The 22,256-nt window shown below is 53.2% G+C and carries 22 protein-coding genes; 4 read left to right on the forward strand and 18 right to left on the reverse strand.

Features of this window, described 5'->3' with window-relative positions; all coding sequences use genetic code 11:
* Positions 1-168: 168 nt before the first annotated feature.
* Both SACSAC_RS23970 and SACSAC_RS23975 read right to left on the reverse strand, forming a co-directional pair.
* The gene (locus tag SACSAC_RS23970; RefSeq protein ID WP_037290957.1) at positions 169-1,359 is read right to left on the reverse strand and encodes a GntR family transcriptional regulator; all 1,191 of its coding nucleotides are present in this window, start codon (positions 1,357-1,359) and stop codon (positions 169-171) included.
* Positions 1,356-1,952, reverse strand: a complete 597-nt coding sequence (locus SACSAC_RS23975; protein WP_037290959.1) for a YdeI/OmpD-associated family protein — start codon at positions 1,950-1,952, stop codon at positions 1,356-1,358. Before SACSAC_RS23975 ends, SACSAC_RS23970 begins: the two co-directional genes overlap by 4 nt.
* A 226-nt stretch (positions 1,953-2,178) precedes the next feature.
* Between SACSAC_RS23975 and SACSAC_RS23980 the strand changes: the two genes are divergently transcribed.
* The 3 genes from SACSAC_RS23980 to nagA are packed head-to-tail and all read left to right on the forward strand — an operon-like array spanning position 2,179 to position 5,158.
* Positions 2,179-3,039, forward strand: coding sequence for a MurR/RpiR family transcriptional regulator (locus SACSAC_RS23980; protein ID WP_037290960.1), 861 nt, complete (start codon positions 2,179-2,181; stop codon positions 3,037-3,039).
* 2 nt (positions 3,040-3,041) lie between these two features.
* On the forward strand, positions 3,042-3,767 hold the full coding sequence (gene nagB, locus SACSAC_RS23985) for a glucosamine-6-phosphate deaminase (RefSeq protein WP_037290961.1): 726 nt from the start codon (positions 3,042-3,044) through the stop codon (positions 3,765-3,767).
* Positions 3,764-5,158 (forward strand): N-acetylglucosamine-6-phosphate deacetylase, encoded by a 1,395-nt coding sequence (nagA, locus tag SACSAC_RS23990; protein WP_051507371.1) that lies wholly within the window; start codon positions 3,764-3,766, stop codon positions 5,156-5,158. The genes nagB and nagA overlap by 4 nt, the downstream gene beginning before the upstream one ends.
* A 627-nt stretch (positions 5,159-5,785) precedes the next feature.
* Here the strand turns inward: nagA and SACSAC_RS23995 are convergent.
* The 4 genes from SACSAC_RS23995 to SACSAC_RS24010 all read right to left on the reverse strand — a co-directional run bounded on the left by SACSAC_RS23995 (position 5,786) and on the right by SACSAC_RS24010 (position 7,818).
* Positions 5,786-6,397 carry a TetR/AcrR family transcriptional regulator gene (locus tag SACSAC_RS23995; RefSeq protein WP_051507372.1) on the reverse strand — a complete coding sequence of 204 codons (612 nt, stop codon included), beginning with the start codon at positions 6,395-6,397 and terminating at the stop codon, positions 5,786-5,788.
* 31 nt (positions 6,398-6,428) lie between these two features.
* On the reverse strand, positions 6,429-6,797 hold the full coding sequence (locus SACSAC_RS24000; RefSeq protein ID WP_037290962.1) for a DMT family transporter: 369 nt from the start codon (positions 6,795-6,797) through the stop codon (positions 6,429-6,431).
* An 18-nt stretch (positions 6,798-6,815) separates the two neighbouring features.
* The gene (locus tag SACSAC_RS24005) at positions 6,816-7,136 is read right to left on the reverse strand and encodes a DMT family transporter (RefSeq protein WP_037290963.1); all 321 of its coding nucleotides are present in this window, start codon (positions 7,134-7,136) and stop codon (positions 6,816-6,818) included.
* A gap of 238 nt (positions 7,137-7,374) precedes the next feature.
* The gene (locus SACSAC_RS24010; RefSeq protein WP_037293663.1) at positions 7,375-7,818 is read right to left on the reverse strand and encodes a VOC family protein; all 444 of its coding nucleotides are present in this window, start codon (positions 7,816-7,818) and stop codon (positions 7,375-7,377) included.
* A 183-nt stretch (positions 7,819-8,001) separates the two neighbouring features.
* Here SACSAC_RS24010 and SACSAC_RS24015 point away from each other — a divergent pair, with 183 nt between their 5' ends.
* Positions 8,002-9,024, forward strand: a complete 1,023-nt coding sequence (locus SACSAC_RS24015; protein WP_245608690.1) for a helix-turn-helix transcriptional regulator — start codon at positions 8,002-8,004, stop codon at positions 9,022-9,024.
* Positions 9,025-9,205: 181 nt separating this feature from the next.
* Here SACSAC_RS24015 and SACSAC_RS24020 read toward each other — a convergent pair whose 3' ends face one another.
* From SACSAC_RS24020 to SACSAC_RS27420, 12 genes are all read right to left on the reverse strand, one after another.
* Complete coding sequence (locus tag SACSAC_RS24020; RefSeq protein ID WP_037290965.1) at positions 9,206-10,045, reverse strand: ABC transporter permease; 840 nt, start codon at positions 10,043-10,045, stop codon at positions 9,206-9,208.
* 50 nt (positions 10,046-10,095) lie between these two features.
* The gene (locus SACSAC_RS24025; RefSeq protein WP_037290966.1) at positions 10,096-11,271 is read right to left on the reverse strand and encodes an extracellular solute-binding protein; all 1,176 of its coding nucleotides are present in this window, start codon (positions 11,269-11,271) and stop codon (positions 10,096-10,098) included.
* Between the two features lie 14 nt (positions 11,272-11,285).
* Positions 11,286-12,332 carry an ABC transporter ATP-binding protein gene (locus tag SACSAC_RS24030; RefSeq protein ID WP_037290968.1) on the reverse strand — a complete coding sequence of 349 codons (1,047 nt, stop codon included), beginning with the start codon at positions 12,330-12,332 and terminating at the stop codon, positions 11,286-11,288.
* An 18-nt stretch (positions 12,333-12,350) separates the two neighbouring features.
* Positions 12,351-13,175 (reverse strand): ABC transporter permease, encoded by an 825-nt coding sequence (locus SACSAC_RS24035; RefSeq protein ID WP_037290970.1) that lies wholly within the window; start codon positions 13,173-13,175, stop codon positions 12,351-12,353.
* Positions 13,151-14,302: a LacI family DNA-binding transcriptional regulator gene (locus SACSAC_RS24040; RefSeq protein WP_051507373.1), complete on the reverse strand. Its 1,152-nt coding sequence runs from the start codon at positions 14,300-14,302 to the stop codon at positions 13,151-13,153. Before SACSAC_RS24040 ends, SACSAC_RS24035 begins: the two co-directional genes overlap by 25 nt.
* The gene (locus SACSAC_RS24045) at positions 14,287-15,039 is read right to left on the reverse strand and encodes a glycerophosphodiester phosphodiesterase (RefSeq protein WP_037290972.1); all 753 of its coding nucleotides are present in this window, start codon (positions 15,037-15,039) and stop codon (positions 14,287-14,289) included. Before SACSAC_RS24045 ends, SACSAC_RS24040 begins: the two co-directional genes overlap by 16 nt.
* The gene (locus tag SACSAC_RS24050; RefSeq protein ID WP_037290973.1) at positions 15,039-16,196 is read right to left on the reverse strand and encodes a CehA/McbA family metallohydrolase; all 1,158 of its coding nucleotides are present in this window, start codon (positions 16,194-16,196) and stop codon (positions 15,039-15,041) included. Before SACSAC_RS24050 ends, SACSAC_RS24045 begins: the two co-directional genes overlap by 1 nt.
* Positions 16,193-16,669 (reverse strand): hypothetical protein, encoded by a 477-nt coding sequence (locus SACSAC_RS24055; protein ID WP_245608691.1) that lies wholly within the window; start codon positions 16,667-16,669, stop codon positions 16,193-16,195. Before SACSAC_RS24055 ends, SACSAC_RS24050 begins: the two co-directional genes overlap by 4 nt.
* A 176-nt stretch (positions 16,670-16,845) precedes the next feature.
* A complete protein-coding gene (locus SACSAC_RS24060) occupies positions 16,846-17,490 on the reverse strand; it encodes a hypothetical protein (RefSeq protein ID WP_156951087.1) in 645 nt (214 codons plus the stop codon).
* A gap of 78 nt (positions 17,491-17,568) precedes the next feature.
* Positions 17,569-17,886, reverse strand: a complete 318-nt coding sequence (locus SACSAC_RS24065) for a spore coat protein (protein ID WP_037290975.1) — start codon at positions 17,884-17,886, stop codon at positions 17,569-17,571.
* A gap of 13 nt (positions 17,887-17,899) precedes the next feature.
* Positions 17,900-18,094, reverse strand: coding sequence for a hypothetical protein (locus SACSAC_RS24070; protein WP_037290976.1), 195 nt, complete (start codon positions 18,092-18,094; stop codon positions 17,900-17,902).
* 270 nt (positions 18,095-18,364) lie between these two features.
* On the reverse strand, positions 18,365-21,973 hold the full coding sequence (locus tag SACSAC_RS27420) for an S-layer homology domain-containing protein (RefSeq protein ID WP_051507374.1): 3,609 nt from the start codon (positions 21,971-21,973) through the stop codon (positions 18,365-18,367).
* Positions 21,974-22,256 lie beyond the last annotated feature (283 nt).

Here is a 22,256-nt window from a genome sequence, read left to right on the forward strand (position 1 = left end):
GCATAACTGTAACCATTATATTATTTATATCAAATAGGTCAAATATGCAAAACAAAAAGCCCGTTCTTTTCTTCACCGCAAAGGAGAAGACAAGACGGGCCGATATTGTCGGATGTGGTCTATTCACAGAAAACAGGCGATCGATCAAAAACCGATATTTTTCATCGCTCAAATCCGGCGGGCGGCAGGACCGGTCGATCGGCAAATCACCAAACGGGGATCAAGCCGGATTTGCTCAAACCCGTCCGGTTCGCCGGGCTCTTTTTCGATATGCCGCACCAGCAGCTTGACGGCTTCGACGCCGATCACGTATTCGGATTGGTCAATGTGCGTCAATAGGCCGGATTCGTTGTTCGCGGAAGTCGGATTATCGAAAGCAACGATCGAAAGATGTTCAGGAACGCTCAATCCGGCTTCTCGGGCCATTTCGCGAATCCGTATGCCCAGCGAGCTGTTCAGCGCGATATAGGCGGTGGCGGCGCGGCTTTCGATCATGCGGCGCAGCGGATGCCCGGCGTCGTTCGGTTCCGTCGGCTTGCCGTTTCCTTCAGCGTCGGGCGCAGCGGGATCGAGCCTCAGATCATTGAGGATCATCGCCGGATCGATCAAGGCTCCTTTTTGTTTGAGCGCATCGAAATAGCCTTGAATCCGTTCGTCCACCGACGCCGTCATGAGCGGAGAGTCGCTGCAAACCGCGATGTTACGATGCCCCAGCTCCCATAAATGGTCCACCGCAAGCTTCATCGCCTGTCTTCCGTCCGAGAATACGGCATTCGTCTCGACGCCCGGCAGCAGGCGGTCGATCAGCACGAACGGATAACGCTGCATTTTGAGCAAAATAATCTCTTCATTATAAACCTCGGCATCGACCGGAAAAATAACGAGACCGTCGACTCCCGATTTCAATTCGCGGATCGCTTCCTTTTCCTGCTCTTTGGAGTTATGCGTCAGTACCATGTGCAGCGCGTATCCCTGCTTCTGAAGTTGATCCGCGACGCCCCGAACCAAACGTACCGCGAATTCGTCCGCCAGACTCGGAAACACCAGACCGACCTTCCGGCGATTTTCCGTTTTTTGCGCCGCTCCGACGTCCCGAGCCGATGCCGGAGCAGCGGAATCGTTCAACTGCGCTTCCGGGATGCCCCGCACATACGTCCCCCGTCCCGGAATCCGGTAGATCCATCCTTCCTTCGCAAGCTCCGTCAGCGCATTGACCACCGTGATCCGGCTGACCCCGAACTGCCGCATCAGCTCTTTTTCGGTGGGGATTTTCTCGTCTTCGGTCAATTCCCGCGAAGCGATCCGATCTTTGAAATGGTTCCGAATCCGCAGATATAACGGCTCCCGCTCCCCGCTCACTTATCGGTCAATCCTTTGCCTTCCAAGATCCGCGGCGCGTGCTTGTCGATCCGTGCCTCGCGTGTTTTGGACTGCTTGGGTTCGGTGAAATGCATCAGATAAGCTCTTTGGCGGCCGGGGGTGAGGGCTTCGAAGGCTTCTTTCAGAATCGGGTCGCTTTCGAATCTTTCTTCAAGCTCCTGAGGAGCTGCATATTGTTCCACGGGCTTCATCTCGACTTTGAGTCCGGCTTTTTCCACCTCGATAGCGTCGCTCAGGTAAGCCGCGATCTGCTCGGACTTGGCTTCGATCTCGTCGGCGCTCGTAAAACGCAGCTGGCGCGCGGCCTGCACTTTTTGCGTCTGCTGAACCAGCAAACCTTCGTCGTCCTGCATCAGCGCGCCTTTCATGAACAAGATCGCGCAGTATTCTTTGAAGCCGTGGATCAGGAACACATTGCTGCCGTCGATCGTATAACAAGGCTGGCCCCATTTCAAATCCTCGACGGCTCCGCTCGCCAAAGCCAGGCTTCTCAATTTGACGAACTCCGCCTTCCACTGCTCGGACCGTTCCATGAAAGCATCGACTTTGGGGTTGCTTGGATGTTGGGTCATTGTAGGTTCCTCCATGTTCTGCCGGATAAATGCTACCCTCATTATACATGCCCCGCTTGCGATTCACCCTATAAAAAGAATGAAGAGAATGATAAGGGGACTTGTCCCGATTCGCTTTTTGGATTATTCTAAAACTACAAAGAAAAATATTTTCATAATTTATAAATTATAAAGAAAAATATTTTCATTCATAATCATAGTCTAATTCGGAAAAAGGAGGTTGCCGATGTCTGCTCTCCTCTCGCTTTTACGGGAACAGATCGAGCACTTTTCTCCTCAAGAAAAGCGTCTCGCCGAACATATTTTAGAAAATCCCGAGCATGTGCAGCGTCTGGGCATTACGGAACTGGCGGCGGAATGCGGAACCAGTCCGGCGACGGTTACGCGGTTTTGCAAGTCTCTGCGGTTCAAGGGATTTCCTGATTTTAAAATGCGCCTGATCGGCGAGCTGTCGCGTCCGGCCGAAGCCGGAACGTACCAGGATATCGTCGCGGGAAGGCCGCTGAAGGAAATCGTTCGGGCGATCGAATCGAACCATCTCTCCTCGATTACGGATACGACACGGCTGCTGGATCCCGAAGCGTTGGAACGCGCCGTGACGGCACTGAGTTCCGCGCGGCGCATCGATCTGTACGGGATGGGCACATCGTCGATCGTGGCGCAGGACTTTTACCAAAAGCTGATCCGACTCGGCAAAAGCTGCACCGCGTTCGCGGATTCCCATATGCAGATCACGTCGGCTTCCACGCTGAACGAAGGCGACGTGGCGTTGGCAATCTCCTACTCGGGCGAGACGCCGGAAACGATCGCCGCGCTGCAATGCGCTAAAGATGCGGGTGCAATGACGCTATCGCTTACCCGCTATGGAACCAGTCCCTTGCCGGCTCTCGCGGATATTCCGCTATTCACTTCGTCGCTGGAAGAAGGCGTGCGGCGCGGAGCCATGGCTTCGCGGATCGCGCAGCTGCATGTTATCGATATCCTGTTCACGGGAATTGTCAGCGAAGGCTTCGAAGAATACGTGCCGATGCTCGAGCAGTCCTATCACAATGTCCGCCAGTATCTCAAACCCTCCGGAGGTGCTTAACCATGAATTTGTTGACGTTTCGTACGGAAGAAGACCTGAACCGCGCCGGCGCCGGCCTGATCGCAAGCCTGCTGCAAATCAAGCCGAAAGCCGTGCTGGGACTTGCGACCGGCAGCACGCCGATCGGCATCTATGAAGAGCTGGTCAAGCTGCATCAAAACGGAAGCGTGAGCTTTGCCAGAGCCAGCTCTTACAATCTCGACGAGTATGTCGGATTGTCGGGCAGCCACCCGGCCAGCTACCGCTGCTTCATGAATACGCACTTGTTCGATCTGGTCGACATTGATCCGGCGAATACGCATGTACCGAACGGGCTTGCGGTTGATCTGGAGCAGGAATGCGATTATTACGACGCCATGATCGAAGACGCCGGAATCGATTTGCAGCTGCTCGGTCTGGGGCATAACGGGCATATCGGATTCAACGAGCCGGACGATTCCCTGATCGCGGGCACGCATGCGGCGATGCTTCAGCGGCAAACGATCGAAGCGAATGCGCGGTTTTTCGATTCGGAAAACGAAGTGCCGAAACAGGCGATCACGATGGGCGTCGCGGGCATCATGAAAGCGCGGCAGATCATGCTTGTCGTGCGCGGCGCGTCCAAAGCGAAGATTGCGCGGCAGGCATTGACCGGACCGATCACGACCCAGTGTCCGGCTTCGCTGCTTCAACTGCATCCGAATCTGGTCGTGCTGATGGATGAAGCGGCAGGAGCGTGGGCGAAATGAGCGGAGTTCTGCCGGATCGACAGTTTGCGGAGAAAAAAGGCGTGATCCGCTTCGTCAATGCGCGGATCGTGACGCCGCAGGGCGTGATCGAAAACGGAACCTGCGAAGCGATCGACGGATGGATCGTGTCGGTATCGCCGTCGGGCGGGGAAGACGGCGAGGAAGCGGGCGAAGCGTATGGCGGCAGCGGCCAAGGGCAAGCGGCGGCCGGGGGCATAGAGGCTTCTGCGAAGAGAGATGCAGCCGACATCGTGGCGGCAGCGGATTCTGCGCAGCAACATGCAGAAAGCGGCGGCTCGGCGATCCAGGCGGCAAAAGCCGGGACGCCAAACGGCAGTTCGGCGGTCGATGCCGGAACCGTTCGCGTGATCGACGCGCACGGCGGCTGGCTGCTGCCGGGCTTCGTGGACATCCATGTCCACGGAGGGATGGGCGAAGACTTTATGGACGCCGGGAAACCAGGCGTGCTGGATACCATCGCCAAGTTCCACGGCTCGCACGGTTCCACGTCGATGCTGGCGACGACGATGACGGCAACGCGCGAGATGATCGACGGCGTGCTGGAAGCCGTCTGGGCTTACCGTTTGAAAGGCGAGATGCCCGGCGCGAGCATCGAGGGCGTGCATTTGGAAGGGCCGTTTATCAGCCCGCAATGGCCGGGAGCGCAGAACCCGGAGCATATCTCCGAACCGCGCACGGATTGGCTGGAAGACTGGGAAGCCCGCTTCCCGGGCTTGATTCGCCAGCTTACGCTGGCACCGGAGCGCGAAGGCGCGTTGGACGTGATCGCGTGGCTTCGCGCGAACGGCATCACGGCGGCGTTGGGCCACACCGACGCCAGCTATGAAGAAGTGCTGGCTGCCGTGGAGGCCGGCTTGAACCACGCCGTGCACACGTTTAACGCGATGACGCCGCTGCATCATCGCAAGCCGGGAACGGCCGGAGCCGTGCTCGGCTGCGACGGCATCGTCGCCGAAGTGATCGCGGACGGGATCCATGTGCATCCCGGCGCGGTCAAGCTGCTGGCAAAGGTGAAAACGGACGGCAATCTCGTCCTCGTCACCGATGCCATGTCCGCCGCGGGTCTCGGCGACGGCGATTATTTCCTGGGCGACCTGCCCGTGGTCGTCAAAGACGGCGTCGCCCTCACGCAGGGCGGCGCGCTCGCAGGCAGCCGTCTCACGATGGCGGAAGGCTTCCGCTTCCTGGTTCGCGAGGCGGGCCTCAGCGTCGAACGCGCTTCCGACGCGGCCAGCGGCGCGCCGGCCCGCCAAGCCGGCATCTCCGAGACGACCGGCTCCATCGAGCCGGGCAAACGGGCGGACTTCGTCCTGATGGACGCCTCGCTGAACCTGCGCGGCGTGTGGGCCGAAGGGCGGAAAATCGGGTAAAACTTGTATCCAGCCGTCCGGTTATGGAGACAAACAGTCAAAGAAGCATTCAATCTTCAAACGAATAACAAGCAACAATTAGAGCGTGTACGCAAGCTCGGGCGCAGTGCATTTTGAGCTGCCGGTAGAGTTTACGTACACGCCCTAACAAAAAATTAGTAAAAATAACCGTCGAACAAATAACGGCATATATCCACTTATTTTAATAAAAATCGTCGTTATGCACGAAATAAAGACATATATCCAGTTATTTCGGACTAAACCGGCTAATTGCTCACCATTGGTCTTAATTAAATGGATATTCGCAGTTATTTCAAAAAGCATATTCGACTCATCCGAAATAAATGGAGTTTTGCAGTTATTCAACCGCAATTCCTATCGTTCTTTCGCTTGAAGCTGAACGACATCTAGACACGCCAAAGCCCCCGGACTTCGTACCGTTCCCGGGGCTTTATGCTGGCTGTAAGGCGAACCCAAATATCGTCGCAGTTTTGTTTTCGAACTGTCGAAGCTTTGTTACGTTCACAACCGACTCAACGGATCTGGTCGCATTCGACCCTGCTCGCTTCAGTCACGCCTCTTCATTTCCTCTGCGCTCTCGTTTGCTTTTTGCTTCCGCTTCATCTTTCATTCCTTTTTGCGTTTACGCGTGCTCTCGCTATCCGCATCGCTCAAATATTCGCCTTTCGCGACCTCCGTCCAACGCATTAGCTCATCCCGCACCTTCCGGCGAAGTTCCGCGTTAGGCGGTGCAAGCCGAAATAACTCGGCGTACCACAACCCATCCACCGCCAAACGCAGAATCGTCGCCTTCACCGGATCAACGCCGTCGTTTTCGAGCAGTTTTTGCCATTCTTCGTATTGCACGCGTACCTGATCTAGCAGTTTCGGATCGGTGAACATCGCAGCCGGAAATGCAGCCAGCATATGGCTCCACTCCAACTCCTCTTCCGTCCCAAACGTCGCCCTAACATACGCCCTGCCCCATTTTCCCGCCTGATCGCCTTCCGATTCCGCTTCCCTGTTGAGCTGTACCGTAAAGCCGGTTGTCAGCGATTCGACCAACCCTTCGATCAACTCCTGTTTGCCGGGAAAATGGTATAGCAATCCGCCTTTGCTGACACCTGCCTTTTTCGCCACTGCTTCAAGCGTCATCTTTTCCACGCCTTGCTCGTTGATCACGGCAGCAGCCGCTTCAAGAATCAGTTCTTTTTTTGAATTCTTGTTGGGTTTCTTCATGACTCATCACCGTCCCTATCGCATACTCCCATTATACGATTGCGCGGGACGCTCTGTCAGCCGTATCCTCTTTGCCCGATCCCGATGAAAAATTCAAGAACACCACCCCGCCGATGATCAACATCAAGCCCAACGCACTCAGCAAGCTGAAATCTTCTTTCCATAGCACGACCCCGACTACCGCCGTCAATGCTGTTCCCACGCCTGCCCAGATCGCATAAGCCAAACTCAGCGGCAAGTGGCGCAGCGTCATCGTCAAGAAGAAAAACGCGCTTCCCATTCCAATGATGAAAAAGAGAGCCGGAATCAAATTCGTAAACCCCTCCGTCAACTTCAACATGGTCGTCCCGAATACTTCAAACATAATCGCCAAGCTCAAAAACAAATAGCCCTTCTTCATCTCCGCTTCGCCTCCTTTTTAGTTCGTAGCCAACTTCATGATCACAACGCCGCTGACAATGAGCATAATGCCCAGCGCTTTTTTGGCATTGATTTTTTCCTTATAAAGCAGTACGCCGACAAACGTCGTCAATACCGTTCCCACGCCGGACCAGATCGCATAAGCCGTCCCCAGCGGTATCGTGTGCAGCGCAATCGACAGCATATAAAAGGACAAGCCCATCCCCGCAACCATCGCTATCGAAGGAGCCAGCCGCTTGAATCCGTTGGACAACTTCATCATCGAGCTGCCGAATACTTCAGACACAATCGCCACAGCCAAAAATACGTAAGCGTTCAATTCAGCACCTCCATTTTTATAAACAATTTTCTTTTTCAATTCAATTTAGTATACCGTCTGGACGGTTAACTTTTCAAGCCTAATTTATGATTAAAAAAGTCGGAACCGAAGCTTTGCGCCTCAGATCCGACTGGGTGACTCTTATTCAGTTTATTCGTTGATGTACATTGTCTGTTTGCATTTCCACTTGTCTCTTATCAACGCTAAAAGTAGGATTACGGGTTGCTAAGGGACTTATTCAAAACGAATGCTGCGTCACCGTAAACTGAAATACCACGCCGAAAGGATCACGCACGATGCCGTAACCGCTGCTGAATGAATTTGCGGTCAACGGAACCAATACCGTCGTCCGTTCATCCGAGGTTAATTGCTCATACAGATCTACAATCGTGTCATGATCGCGGGATTGCAGACAAAGCGAAAAGTCGTTCCCTGCACTCCACGCTCTCGTCGTATCCATCTCTTCTTCCGCGATCATGATCTTATTGGCGCCGATTTGCAGCACGGAATGCGTGATCCAATCCTCTTGGCCTGCCGCATGCTTGAAACTCTCGTCCCGCTTCGCCATATCCGCATAGCTGACCTTGAGCAGCACCGCCGCGCCCAGCTTTCGTTCGTAAAATTCGATAGCCTCCGCGGCCTGCCCATGGAGCGAAAGAAAAGGAATTACCTCCGCCTGCATCTCTGCCGCCTTTTTCGCTTGATCTTGGTTTTCGCTCGTATTCATCATTTGTTCCTCCTTCGAATGTGGGTTACACTGGCATCATATCGATAAAAGGTTTCAATTTGTGACACCTATCTCCCGCATACTTTGCTCCATGTTTCGTATTTCTTCCTCTCAAGGAAGCCGACTTTGAAGGAGGTCATGATGAAAAAAGCCGAGCGACTTAACGCCATGCAGCGTTACGCCTACCGTAAACGACATTTTACTTTGCGCGAGCTAATGGACGAATTCGAGATTTCCCGAAGCACCGCCATACGCAGCATTCAATCGCTCGAAGAACTGGGCCTGCCGCTGTTCGCGGAACACGGACGGCTCGGCGGCTATCGGGTGCTCGACACCGCATCGCTACCGCCTGTCTCTTTTACAAACGACGAAGTGCTTTCGCTGTACTTCGCTATGCAGGCGCTGCGCAGTCTTTCCGGCGATCCGTTCCGCGTCTCGTTCGCTTCGATCCACGCGAAATTTCTGGATGTCATATCGGAAGAACAACGAAAGCAGATCGAACATTTCGAGCATCGTATTGCCTTCTACCCCGACGAATCGGCCGAACCCGGCGATTATCTGGAGGAGTTGCTGCAAGCGGCAGTGCGTGGAGAAGTATTGAAGATCCGTTATGCGGCAAAAAAGAAAACCTTGGAACCAAGCGCAGATCGAGCAAAAAACAAACTTGATTCCGCACGCGGTCCCCTGACTCATGTTCATTCTTCTACACGCCGCATCCAGCCGTTCGCCGTCTACGCCGCACGCGGCTACTGGTACTGCCGAGCCTACGATTTGGACAAAAAGGAATACCGCGTTTTCCGCTGCGATCGCGTGTTATCCGCCGAACCAATAATCGACGAACCGATCCCGGACCTGCTTCCTTTCGACCTGCGCGACGCCCACACCTTGCGCCAAACGTCCCCCGAAGCCATCCCTTTTCGCTGCTCCGTCTCTCCCGATTCCGTCACTCGACTCCGTCGCAGCCTATATCCGTCCATGAAACTCGACATCCCGGACGACCCGGCAGCCGATGCCTTACTGTCCGGCACCTATGAACCGCAGGAAACGGATTTCATGCTCGCCTTCTTGGCCGGCTTCGGCTCTACGATCCGCATTCTCGAACCCGATAATCTGCGCGAACAGCTTCGAGATTACTATCTACGATTAATCGAGCAATTATGAAAACAAAAAAACGTGCTCCGTAAAAGAGCACGTTCCGTCTTTGCCTTACCTACCCCAAGAAAAAGTAAAAGAGCAGAGGAAGGTTGTGTGTAGGAGCGGAGCATTCGCCTTTGAACTGGGGAAGCTTCAACACGCGACCGAAACACAACCTCCCGGCGCTCTCCAAACTTTTTCCCGTCCTCTAAACTTTCCCCTTCTCCTCCACCGTCATCGATCGAATGTAGAACGCCCCGAGTACCGAGCAGAGCAGGAACGAGAAGAACGCAATTGCCGCGGCCTGCTCTCTTTCCTGGAATACGCTGAACACCTGCTGCATCGATACGCCCAGCATTTGCGGGGAGTTCGCGCCGATCAGGAACGGTGCGGTGAATGAGCCGATCACGCCCATGAACACGAAGGTCACGGCAACCATGAACGTTTTATACGACAGCGGCAAAATGAACTTCAGGAACAGCGTGAACCGTCCCACGCCTACATCCTTCGCGCTTTCGATCACCGAAGACGGAATCGCGGACAGTGCGGAGCTGAGCAGCATCGTCGTAAACGGGATATTAAACCAGAGATTCGCGATAATGATCCCTTTTTCGTCAAAGATGATCCGCGGCAGCTCCACTCCGATCACTTCCAGCATCCGTGCCAGCCAGCCGTGATTGCCGAGCAGATTGATCAGGCCATAGGTTGCGATTACGCCGGGAATGAACAGCGGAATCATGTACGTTTTTCGGATCAGATCGACCACCGGGCCTTGATTGAAACGCATATAGATCGCCAGCGAGTAGCTGACCAGCAGCACCAGCACGCACGTGATGGCCGTGATGCGCAGCGTGAAGATAATGTTGCTGCGCATCCCTTTGTCGGTAAACAGATAGGCGTACCGGCTCAGATCGTATCCGCCCTCGCCGTTGCTCAGGCTCATGACGAACGATTGAACGATCGGGATAATGACGACGATCAGGAGGATGGCGAAGGAGGGGAGCACCATCGCCAGGCCCAGGATCGACTGCTTGGCTTCTTTGCTCATCGTTCGCGAGGCCCCCTTTCCTCTTCTTTGATCGATCGCGGTTTTCGTACTCATTGCGCGGCGACGTCGCTCTGCCAGCGTTTGTTGATTTCCGTACCCAGATCCCCGATGTTGAACGTACGGAAGCCTTCGGATACGCCTGCGAATTTATCCTGCATGTCCTGCGACATATTCGACAGCTCGATCCCCGGGAAGCCGTTCATTTTATCCACGACAACGGCTTGCGCTTCCGGCGACAGAACGAAATCGAGGAAGGTATTGACCGCTTCTTTCTTGTCGGACTCTTGGTTGACCATCAGATAAGTTGGTCCGCCGTTGAAACCCGGGGTGATTTGCTGCATTTTGATGCTGTCCGGCAGCAGTCCTTCGTTCAACTGCTGAAGCACCATATCCGACCAAGCCGGAATCAGCGATACTTCGCCGTTCATGAGCAGATCGAGCGTGCCTTGGTTCTTTTTCGGATAGATGCCTTCGCCGTACGTGAAAGGACCGATTTCTTTGAGCGTGTTGAAGCCGGCTTCCCACTTCTCCATGACGGACGGATCGGAGTTGTGGATGTCTTCTTCCGGCAGATCCTTGTACACGATCGTTTGCACGAACGAGCTGCCCGAACCGCCTGTCGACGGATCATTGTAGGCGAATTGTTCCGGGTTGGCTTTGATCCAATCGATCAGCTCGTCCAGCATTGTCGGAGGGTTGCTGATCTTGCTGCTATCGTAAGCGAGCACGACGGCGGAAGAACGGTAAGGAATCGCGTAGTTGTCGACGTCCTTCATCACGTTCGCGTCGACTTTGCTCAAGTTCGGAATATCGGAGTCGCTGAGCTGCGTCCAGACGCCGTCTTTCGTTCCCTGCGCGACGGTCGTGATGCTGTCTTCGTACAGATCGATGCCGCCCGAGCCTTTACCGGCTTGTTTGGCTGCCATAATGCGATCGTAGGTCGGTTCCGCGCCTGTACCCGACGGAATATAGACCATCTTCACGTCGATCTCCGGATGCTGTTCTTCGAACATCGGCTCCAGCGAATCCCACAGATCTTTGACGTTCTGGGAGCCTGTGAAGTAGAAGTTAAACGAAGTCGGCTCGCCCGATGCTGCAGCACCGCTGCCTTCCGCCGCCGCAGTCGCATTTTCACCGCTGCTTCCGTTTCCGCAACCTGCCAGCAAAGACATCGATACACCCGCAACAGACAACAACGTCAACCAGGACTTCTTTTTCAACCGCATGAATTTCATCCTCCTCAAATGGCTTTCGCTTCGTCGACCGGGAATCCGGCCGCTTTCGAGATACAGACGCCGACATCTTGACCCGACTGCATATGCTGCACGACTTCTTTGCTTTGAAAAGCGCGAATGATGCCGAACTCGGCCAGCTCCACCGTAACTTCGGCGTAATGCCCCAAAATCATCACCTGCTTGATCTTGCCGGGCAGGATGTTCTCGCCGACGATTTGCTCCCCGAGCTGCACGTCTTCCGGACGAACGGCTGCCGTGATCCTGCCGCGCAGATCCTTATCGTTCGGCAAACGAAGTTTTCCGATTCTGACGCTTCCCTCTTCCGCCACCCCCTCCAGGAAATTCATCTTGCCGATAAAGCTTGCGACATATAGAGAAGCGGGAGCATCGTAAATCTCTTGCGGTTTGGCAATTTGTTCGATGCGCCCGTGATTCATGACGATGATGCGATCCGACAGCGACAGCGCTTCTTCCTGATCATGTGTGACGAAGACCATGGTCAGACCGGTTTTCATCTGGATCTCCCGCAGCTCTTCGCGCATTTCGTGCCTCAGCTTGGCATCGAGTGCGGAAAACGGCTCATCCAGCAGCAGCACCGCCGGTTTGAGCAGCAGCGACCGCGCCAAGGCTACGCGCTGCTGCTGACCGCCCGACAGCTCGGCCGGATATTTTTTCTCGAATCCGGACAGGCGGACCAGCTTGAGCGCTTCGTCCACGGCTGCGCGAATTTCGGCTTTCGGCATTTTTCGGATTTTCAGGCCGAAGGCGAGATTATCGTAGACGGACATATGCGACCACAGATTATAGCTTTGGAACACCATCGAAGTCGGGCGTTTTTCCGGCGGAAGCTGGATGACGCTCTGTCCTTCGATCAGAATATCGCCGGAATCCGGTTCGAGAAATCCGCCGATACTGCGCAAAACGGTCGTTTTTCCGCAGCCCGAAGGCCCGAGCAAGGTGACCAGTTCCCCCTTCTCGATCTCGATGTTGATCCCGCTGACGCCGTCGCCCGTTTTGTAGCGCTTGGCCAGCTCTCGTATGGATAACTGCATGATGAACCTCCTTTTCCTCTATTTCATCTGAAAACCGCTTGCCAGTACGTCCGCACTCACCAATCGCTGCGCCGCGACCAGCAGAATGATCGTCGGCAGCGTCAAAATGATCGAAAACACGGCGCCCGCGCTGCTCGGAAAGTCGGAGATGATTGAGTACATGACGATCGGCATCGTTTTGTAATCGGGAATGCCGACCAAGAACGTCCCCTGCGCTTCGTCGAGCGAATTCAGGAAAGTGAAGATTGAAGCAACCACGATGCCCGGCATCGCCATCGGCAGCGTGACGCTGCGGAACACTTTGAACGGACTTGCGCCGACGTCGCGGGCCGATTCTTCCTGCGCGCGATGGATACTGCGGAATGCGGCCGTCGGAATCCAGGTCATGAACATCAAGACGTTGATCATGTGGATGAGCACGACGCCGAGCAAAGTGTTCATCAGTCCGATCTTGTAGAACAGCACCGCGATCGAGACGTACAGCCCCATTTTCGGAAACGCATTGGTCAACAGGAACGAGAACAGGAATATTTTTTTAAGCGGAAACTGGATTCGGGCAAAGGCATAAGCGGCCGGAATACAAACGACAATCGACAGGATCGTGACCAGCGTGGCAATCAGGAAAGACAGCGAGATCGACGAAACGATATCATCCTTCGCCAGCACGAACTCCCACCATTTGAATCCCCAGACCTGAGGCAGGACGTCCGGGTAATTCCATTTCTCGCTGAACGCGAGTACCAGCAGATTGACCAGCGGGCCTGCGAAAAAGATCGCGAAGATCGTCAGCAAAACGAATTCGACGATCCGCCGCATCCCTACGTGTTTCCAATACCAGAGCATGTGCCGTTCCCCTCTCCTCTCGTTGATCGACGGGCGATCACTTCGCTTTCGTATTCGATCAGGCGCGGCACGTTCTCTTCCCCGCCGATCATCCGATCCAAAATCGCAACGGCGTCCCGACCCAGCCCGGCCGCGTCCACGCTGACGGTCGTAAGCGCCGGATGGTACATGCCGCCGAGATCCGTGTTGTCGTACCCCATGACGGATACGTCTTCCGGCACATGTACGCCATTTTCCAACAGTACCTTCATGGCGCCCAGCGCGAGCATATCGTTGGTGGCGAACAGTGCGGTATAGCTCCCGGAACGGAACTCTTCGTATCGTTCTTCCATCAGGCGCACGCCCGAGTCGAAGCTGGAGTCCGGCGATTCGGCAACTGTCACGATCGAGATCCGGCTAGCGTCCTCGGCTTTTGTCGAAGTTTCATCCACGATCCCATCACTGCCTTGGCCGCTTTGTTTATCCTCTTCGGTGATCATTCTTTTTCCGTCGTCCAGGCTTCCCAACTTGTTCAAAAAGCCCGACAACCGCAGCGAGTGGCTTCGATGTTCCACCGGACCCGCGACGATAAAGAATCTGCGATGTCCTTGATCGTACAGATGCTCGGCCGCCCGCTCTCCGCCTGCTTCGTCATTGCTCACCAGATGCACGACGTCAGGATCTTCCGCCGAACCGTTGACCATAATGTATGGGATGTTGAATTTTTTTACGTAATCGATCACGTTCTTGCGCAAACGGCTGATCAAGATCAACCCGTCGACACGCTGTTCCAGCATATAGTCCATGGAACGTAGTGACATTTCCCGATCGGTTTTGAGAAAAATCGAGTAGCCGAGGTCTTCCGCCGCCATCAATATTTCGTCCACGATCTTGCCGTATAACGTATGCGACACGATCGGAAGTTTGTCGCGGAACACGATCACCCCGATGTTGTAGGTGCGCTTGGCAACCATGGCCCGGGCCACCGCGTTAGGCTTATAGCGCAGTTCCTCGGCCGCTTTCAGCACGCGCTCCCGGACGTCGGGACTCGCGTAGCCGTTGCCGGAAATAACCCGTGAAGCGGTCGATTTCGATACGCCGGCCAACTGCGCGAGCTCCCGCAAACTGTAACTCAGCTTCGTGTCCACTCCGTTCTCTCCTCTGCGCCGTTCATCTCGTCACGCACCGCGATCAGCTTCTCCGGGTCGCGGGTCGTAATGGAATCGACGCCCCACTCCGCAAACCGCCGCATGTCTTCCGTCTCGGCAACGGTCCAGACATACACGGCCAGATCGGCTTGTTTTGCCGCTTCCAAAAGTTCCGGCTTGACCGCCTGATGCGGAAGATTCAATCCGAAGCAGCGGGTCCGGCTCGCTTCTTGGCAAGCCTGCTGCACGGCTTCTGCATAGCTCAGGTTTCGGAAGCTGTCGACTTTGATATTGAGCAGCTTGCGAAGCGCGATACCGGAGCGTTCGGCCAGATCGGCACGTTCGTATCCGCACCCGCTGAGGAATACCCGATCCGTCATCTCCATTCGTTTGACCAAAGCTGCCGTAGGTTCCAGCGCATCATCCGTTTTGATATCGAGATTCATGGTGCGTCCTGCCGTACGAATCCAGTTCAAGATATCCGCTAATTCCAGCATCGGCGTATTCAATACTTCGTTGAGCTCTTCCAGCGTCATTGCCGCCAAACTTCCGCGTTTTCCGCCTGGCAGCGCAATCTCGTCGTCATGCGCCAGTACCGGAACTCCGTCTCGCGTCACGCGAATGTCGTCCTCGTATACGTCGGCTCCCACTTTCAATGCCGCGCAAAGCGATTCCAGCGAATGGGCGGCGTGTCCCATGCAGCCTGTATGAGCCGTGATTAACGGAAAAGCATTCATTAGTCAGCACCTCCTTCAGCCGTGGATTCGAAGTAAACGGCATTGGTAAAAGCGATTCGCGTATGTGCGCCCTGCACGGTTCCCCAAAGCTCGGCGCGCAGCCATTTGCGGGAAAGGTCGGTCGGAAGCACGGGAAGCTCGATAGACGTTTCGAACTTCGGATGAAGCGTGCCTGTATCGTTGGACTGTTGAGTCGAATCGATTACATTCATCACCATTTCTTCGCCCAGGTTGGAGCATAGCTTCAGCTTGAAGATTTGTTCAGCTAGCGACCATTGACCGGGACGAACCGAGAAATCGACCGATAACTTCGCAATGATCGTCGCAGTCACTTTTTCATCCCGTTCATTCATCTTCGTTACAGGCAGCACGGAACCGATTCGATACGAATCGCCTGCGGCCTCCAACACCATCGACAACAGCGGACCGATCGTGACCGAAGCGCGTCCTTCGCGCAGCGCTTGAATCAAGGCAACCTCCGGGATCGCAAAGCTTTCCTGTTCGCTCTCGGATGCGCCTTTTTCGATACCCGCCTGAATGTCCGATCCATCTTGCTTCGCGCAGACCGCATCTTCGACTTCCAAATACGTGACCGAGATCGGCTCATCCGTATCGCTCTGAGCATGCCAGTCTCGACCCGAGGTCGCTGCGATGCGGTAGCCTTCGTTCAGCTTGTCCGTCCATAACCGGTACGCCCGATGGTTGTCGGTCTGGATCGACGGGAAGGTGCCGGACCAGACTTCGATGTAATCCACCGCGTTCCAGTCCCCGATCTCATATTCCCAAAAGCATCCGGTACAAGCCGGGCTGCCGACTCGGAAGGGATGAGCAAGTCCCGCAATCCCTCCAAGGCGATGCACGCTCTCAATCCCCCGGTCGATATCCTGCTGCGTCGCCTGTCGCCAGTCCGCATATTCGCTCAATCCGATCGTCACCATATGCCCGTAAAAGGTCGTCCATTCCATCCCCGGCACAATGGTCAATCCGTACTCCCGCTCAACCTCTTCCTTGCCGACCAACCCGGACATCGTATTATGATCCGTTAGCGCAATGGCGTCGAAGCCCAACTTGGCCGCGCCTTCCGCCAATTCCTGAAGCGTCTGCCGCCCGTCGCTGTGCAGCGTATGGGTGTGCAGTTCGCAAGCGATCCACTTCATGCGTTGGCCTCCTCGGACGTCCAGATTTGCAAGCGGTAATCGCAGATATCGGTCACAATGCAGTGCAGGCTCAGCGTCACGTTCCACGATCCCGCAGCAACCTCGCCCGCTATTAACCCTGGAGAAGCCTCATGCTGCGACACAAAAAGTTCCTGCAAAGGATCATGACGATGGCAAGCTCCGCGATAACCTTGCGCATCATCGAGCGAAAGCGTAATTAGATTTTTCAAAGGCAGATGCCTTTCCACCCGCGCGTTCGCTTGTTCTCTTTGCTCGGGCAATATGTAGATTTCATAACTATCCCGTAGCAGCTTCACCGCTTGTTCCCGATCTTCCAGCACCTTCGGCGCATACTCAAAACGGAAGTTCAACCGGCGGCAGCTTGTATTCAGTTCAAAAGGAATGCGAATATGCGTCCGTGATTCCTCCGGCGTTACGCGCCCTTGCGTATCCAGCAGCTTCAATGCGTTCACCTTGCCTTTCCGCCTTCCGTGATTTGTTATGGATGAGACGCCTCTTTGTGGGAACGGTCCCACATCACATCCCCCATGTTAAAGCCGAAGAATCAGCCCCGTATCAGCATCATGTTAATCTTCTGTAAATACGAAAAAGGCGGTTCTTCTATTTAAAGAAGAGCCGCCTTTTGTGTTTAATTGTCAAACCAAAACACGATCCGCACCTCATCGTCGCTTACGATTCGCCGTTCTTTTTTCAACTGTTCCATCTTTTCGATCATATCAGTCAGGTTGAGATTGATATAGCCGTCCCACTCTTTGTATACTTTGCCTTCGCGTCTGTACTCATCTTCTTTGACGTCCACGAAATGCGACTGATGCTTTTCTCCACGCTGCACTTTGCTCCTGGCATACTCAAATTCATCCGGGTCGACCCACCCTTTGAGCCGCATCAAATCGCCGTATCCGCTTTCCTTCAACTCTCGCAGCGTCAAGTAGGAAGCATGATGGAAATTCACGTTGTTCGGCAAATCACCATAGTTATATTCTTTTTTCAGCAGCGCGTCACGCTCCTCCGGCAGACCTTTCGGTGGAGAAATCGGCGGATAACTGTTATACTCCTCGCTTCCCCGTGCCCCTGCCAGCAGGTAAAACAACCCATAATCCCGACTCCCATCGATTAGATCGACATAATCAAAGCCTTCGGTATCCGTCACCATAATCTCCGGCCAATCATCTTTCCGGTACCAGCGATCGATATTGATCCATTTTTCTTTGATGTAGCCTTCGCAAAAAAGCGTAATATCGCAGCCCATTCGCTTGCCCCTTCCTTTCCTCATTAACGTTAACCCTCTCATTCCATTTTACACAAAAAAAATCCGCTCTCTGCGAAGAGAACGGATTTCCGGCTTGCCCTTTTACTTATTTTCCACCAGGTTCCGCGCGATTTCCGATTTCTTCATATCGTGCTCGACCTGCTCGTCGATATCGTACGGATGGTACATTTCGTTCTCGATCATGTAATCGGCGATTTTCTGATGCGTCTTGATCGCCGTATCCAGTTGGGATTTCAGCACTTTGCGCACCTTCGGCGAAGCTGCTTCGGTGAGCGCCACCGCATACGAGCGCACCGCCGTTTTGGCGGACAACAGCATATCCGTCGCGATCGCCATATCGTCCATCGGCGTGACCGCTTTGACCAGCGTTTCTTTCGTCATCGATTTTGGGGTAGCCATGTGTAATCCCTCCTCAGCTGATTAGAAGTGCTTTCAGTTCGTCGACCGCCTGCGCCGAATTCTCGATGTCTTCTTCGATCAGTGCTTTCAATTTCTCGTCCTGCACCAACCCCGACATCGCGACCGCCTTCGTCACGCATGACGTTTTGAGAATCAACAATTCGTGGATTTCGAGTTTCTCGTGCAGAGCCAATTCCTTCGTTGCCATCTCGACGCACCTCCGAAAATGTTTTGAATGCCTGTTGTTTGTTCTCTGTTTTTGTACCCGCCTGATTGCAAAATAAACAAAAATAAAATTAAACTTTTCCAGTTCTGGTTTCCCGTTTGAAGAAGATCATTCTGGGATAAATATAACGTTTATGCTTTCTTATGTTTGTTCAATGCGGACACTGACCTATTCAAACATTCTACTCTTGCAAGTATTCAAAAAAGAGGTTTCTCGATGAGAAACCTCTTTTCGCTAAACAACTAACTTTCATTAAATCAAATCAGACTTGCTCAGCAAATTTCGTATCATTACAGCAATTTCTGCCCGAGTAACATTGGCTTTTGGTGCCAACATTTTACCACTCCGACCTGTTACAATTTCGGCATTCAGAATGTCAACCACGCCATTCTTTGCCCATGCTGATACATTTTCTGCATCAGCGAAAGGAACAATAAGAACATCTGCATCGGTTGCCTGAAGCTTTCCTTTCAATCCGCTAAGTTGCATGGCTCGAGCGATAATTTGCATGGCCTGCTCTCGAGTAATCTTATCCTGCGGACGGAAAGTTCCATCTTCAAACCCGCTAATAAGACCAAATTCGAAAGCAGTCAAGATCGAAGCGTTATACCAGTCGTTTTCCTGAATATCCTTGAACGGCGCTTTGCCTTCTTGTAGCTTAAGCCCCAGTCCACGTACCATAATCTCCGCGAATTCCGCACGCGTCATGTCTTGAGCCGGGCGGAACGTACCGTCTTCAAATCCATTCACAACCATTCGGGAACCCATGTCGTTGACCGCTTCCTCCGCCCAATGATTTGCGGCATCAGTAAATTGCAATGGATGCCAAACGACCGAGTACGTGCTGTTCGTCAAGCTGTTGATTTCGGCATAGAATTTTCCGTCAATCCGCACAACCTTTGTAGGTACATGGCGTACGGTTCCGTCAGGATCAATGACAACTCCTGTCGTAATACGGCTTGGATCTACTCCGTCCGGAATCGCAATGGTACGTTTTACATATGCATTGAATCGTTCAACGTCAATCGTACGATCTCCATAGGTTGCACGGACAGTAAATTCGATTGCCGGTGCAACGAGGTCAAAGCTCCCTTTCTTGCCGGATTGCTCGACAAGTTGCATCGTATCGACTTTTGGCGTTGCGATTTCGATCTTGATTTTAATATCCTGCAGCTCTACGTTTTGGCCTATTTGAGCAGATATCGAATCCATATTGATCTGCCGTGCCGGTAACGTGTAAGCGGCACGCTCAGTCCGGAGCTCGACCACAGCCTGCGTGCTCTGCATGTTCTTAATCATTCGGCCGTTTAATTCACCAATGACCACATCAGATGTGGCAGTGATCGGAATGGTAATTAAAGCTTCATTCCCTTCAGCGGCAAGACGCTGCTGAAGTTTTTGCTCGTCTACGGTAATTGTTGTAACGGATTGACCGTTACGTTCCGACTTTGCTGCTACACCTGCATTCTCTATCTTACCATTCACCAGAACCTCAACACCTGTAGTTGTTGAGGTTTGAGGAACTGGTGTTTGTGGCATTTGAGTTTGTGGTGTCGAGGTTTGCGGCAATGGTGTTTGTGGTGTCGGGGTTTGCGGCGACGGTATTTGCGGCGACGGAGCCGCGATCGTATAAGAAGCCCTGAATATCGAGCTGGTTAACATGTCATTTTTAACAGCTACAGCTTTAAGGGTCATTGCAGCACTTACAGTAATAGGCGTGCTATAAATCGGGCTGTTTGCTGTCGGCGTGCTTCCATCCAACGTATAATGAATAACTGCTCCATTGGTCAGGCTAGTCAAACTCACTTGAGTTCCTGCTGTCACAGAACCACCACCCGGACTAGCAAATGGAGCCGCTACCTGTCCCTGAGCGGTTACGACTTGCGTCACTGTGAACACTTCGTTAGCCAGGTTGTCTGCCGTAACGGTTACCGTGGCCGTATATATCCCGACCGTCAGTCCGTCTTTGGCCTTGACCGTGAACGTCGCCGACGGCGTCGTACTGTTCAGCGTTGTCGCCGACAGCGGCGACAATTCGAAAGCCGAGGCCTGTACCCCGTTCAGGTTGGCGGCTACGTTTGAAAGGGTGCCTGTACCCGTTCGGTTCACCGTAATGATGTTCGTATCCTGCGTGCCGGATGCATAACCTTCCGTCACCGCATCCAGCGTCTGATCGTCGATTATGCTGATCGTGTACGTTGGTGACGCTGTTACGGCCTGCGTTACCGTGAAGACTTCATCAGCCAGATTATCTGCCGTAACCGTTACCGTTGCCGTGTACGTCCCGGCTGTCAGCCCGTTTTTGGCTTTGACGGTGAACGTCGCAGATGGCATCGTGTTGTTCAGTGTGGTTGCCGACAACGGCGACAGTTCGAACGCCGAAGCCTGGGCGCCGCTTAGATTGGCGGCTACGTTTAAAAGAGTACCTGTACCCGTTCGGTTTACTGTAATGGTGTTCGTATCCTGCATGCCGGATGCGTATCCTTCCGTCACCGCATCCAACGTCTGATCATCGATCGCGCTGATCGTGTACGTGGGTGCCTCTGTTACGACCTGCGCTACCGTGAAGACTTCATCAGCCAGATTATCTGCCGTAACCGTTACCGTTGCCGTGTACGTCCCGACAGCCAGACCATCTTTGGCTTTGACGGTGAACGTCGCAGATGGCATCGTGTTGTTTAGTGTCGTTACCGACAGCGGCGACAACTCGAACGCCGAAGCCTGTACGCCGCTCAAATTAGCAGCTACGTTCGAAAGAGTGCCCGTACCCGTGCGATTCACTGCGACAGTATTTGTATCCTGCGTACCGGATACGTATCCTTCCGTCACCGCATCCAGCGTCTGATCATCGATCGCGCTAATCGTGTACGTCGGTGCAGCCGTCACGACCTGCGTCACTGTAAAGACTTCATCAGTCATGTTAGTGGCCGAAACAGTCACGGTTGCCGTGTACGTCCCGACAGCCAGACCATCTTTGGCTTTGACCGTAAACGTGGCCGACGGCGTGGCAGCGTCCAGCGTCGTCGCCGACAGTGTCGACAATTCGAACGCCGAAGCCTGCACGCCGCTCAGGTTGGCCGCTACGTTCGAAAGTGTGCCTGTACCCGTTCGGTTCACCGTAATGGTGTTCGTATCCTGCGTGCCGGATGCATAACCTTCCGTCACCGCATCCAGCGTCTGATCATCGATTACGCTAATCGTGTACGTCGGCGCTTCCGTTGCATTACGGAAATTTATCGCGTTGATATTATCCACACCAATCGCATACACTCCAACAGAATCAGGCGGAGCTAAAACTCGAAAACCATCAACTCCTTGGAAAGCAGGTACTCCACTGACATTGAAGCTAACCAAGCCTTCGCCAGGAGGTAGATACGAAGCGGGATAAACTAATTTAGTAAGCGTGGCTCCCGCTACAGGAAGTCCTCCTTTGTAACCAAGAAGCTCAACGTTTTTTGCTCCCTCATTGACTCCGCTATCAAAAGTAATATCCACAGAATTGAGATCGAATAAAGTTCCGTCATTCGGAGACAATTGAATTGCAGTTACTTCGATCAATCCTCTATTGGAGGCTCCGTAGGCAAGTACTGTTTGTCCTGTGAAGGCTTCTACGTTTACAGCTGCGTCCAATGCATCATTATCCGCAAACATGCGAAAATCCCAACCGGAATTCACGATATTCGGTACGACATAGCCGTCAGGTTCACTTGCATCTACATTGTTGGCAGGATAATCATCAGTATTACCAAAATCAGTGATGCCGCTAACCGGTTGTGCCGCATATGCAGATGACGTGAACAAACTAAGCTGAACAGGCATGAATAATGCCAATGCTAAAAGAACAACCAAAGCCTTTTTCATACATTCCTCCTATATACCTAAAATGAATTCTTTATTGTCTATTTGTTTATCGTCTAGCGTTTCAACTATCTTTAGCAAATTCTTGTTTTATCACGATACAGCATTAATTTATTAAATGAAGCACTGCTCTTTCATATTAAAGTACATCTTTGAAAATTCTATACATATTCTTTCTCAAATTATTCACATTAGTCCACTACTTTAAAAATATCACCATTCATCGAAGCCGTTCTTCTTCACTCCATAAAATCCGGAAACTAAAAAAAGCTGTCGAAAGTTTCTC

Source organism: Saccharibacillus sacchari DSM 19268, from assembly GCF_000585395.1.
GTDB lineage: Bacteria > Bacillota > Bacilli > Paenibacillales > Paenibacillaceae > Saccharibacillus > Saccharibacillus sacchari.

Coding starts and splice junctions, on each gene's coding strand:
- SACSAC_RS24010 (WP_037293663.1), bottom strand. CDS start 7,818: ATGCAGGCGGAGGTAATTCCTTTTCTTTCGCTCCATGGGCAGGCCGCG.
- nagB (WP_037290961.1), top strand. CDS start 3,042: ATGAATTTGTTGACGTTTCGTACGGAAGAAGACCTGAACCGCGCCGGC.
- SACSAC_RS24000 (WP_037290962.1), bottom strand. CDS start 6,797: ATGAAGAAGGGCTATTTGTTTTTGAGCTTGGCGATTATGTTTGAAGTA.
- SACSAC_RS24015 (WP_245608690.1), top strand. CDS start 8,002: ATGATGAAAAAAGCCGAGCGACTTAACGCCATGCAGCGTTACGCCTAC.
- SACSAC_RS24045 (WP_037290972.1), bottom strand. CDS start 15,039: ATGAATGCTTTTCCGTTAATCACGGCTCATACAGGCTGCATGGGACAC.
- SACSAC_RS24050 (WP_037290973.1), bottom strand. CDS start 16,196: ATGAAGTGGATCGCTTGCGAACTGCACACCCATACGCTGCACAGCGAC.
- SACSAC_RS24035 (WP_037290970.1), bottom strand. CDS start 13,175: ATGCTCTGGTATTGGAAACACGTAGGGATGCGGCGGATCGTCGAATTC.
- SACSAC_RS24030 (WP_037290968.1), bottom strand. CDS start 12,332: ATGCAGTTATCCATACGAGAGCTGGCCAAGCGCTACAAAACGGGCGAC.
- SACSAC_RS23980 (WP_037290960.1), top strand. CDS start 2,179: ATGTCTGCTCTCCTCTCGCTTTTACGGGAACAGATCGAGCACTTTTCT.
- SACSAC_RS24060 (WP_156951087.1), bottom strand. CDS start 17,490: ATGAGGAAAGGAAGGGGCAAGCGAATGGGCTGCGATATTACGCTTTTT.
- SACSAC_RS27420 (WP_051507374.1), bottom strand. CDS start 21,973: ATGAAAAAGGCTTTGGTTGTTCTTTTAGCATTGGCATTATTCATGCCT.
- SACSAC_RS24070 (WP_037290976.1), bottom strand. CDS start 18,094: ATGGCAACGAAGGAATTGGCTCTGCACGAGAAACTCGAAATCCACGAA.
- SACSAC_RS23995 (WP_051507372.1), bottom strand. CDS start 6,397: ATGAAGAAACCCAACAAGAATTCAAAAAAAGAACTGATTCTTGAAGCG.
- SACSAC_RS24020 (WP_037290965.1), bottom strand. CDS start 10,045: ATGAGCAAAGAAGCCAAGCAGTCGATCCTGGGCCTGGCGATGGTGCTC.
- SACSAC_RS23975 (WP_037290959.1), bottom strand. CDS start 1,952: ATGACCCAACATCCAAGCAACCCCAAAGTCGATGCTTTCATGGAACGG.
- SACSAC_RS24065 (WP_037290975.1), bottom strand. CDS start 17,886: ATGGCTACCCCAAAATCGATGACGAAAGAAACGCTGGTCAAAGCGGTC.
- nagA (WP_051507371.1), top strand. CDS start 3,764: ATGAGCGGAGTTCTGCCGGATCGACAGTTTGCGGAGAAAAAAGGCGTG.
- SACSAC_RS24025 (WP_037290966.1), bottom strand. CDS start 11,271: ATGCGGTTGAAAAAGAAGTCCTGGTTGACGTTGTTGTCTGTTGCGGGT.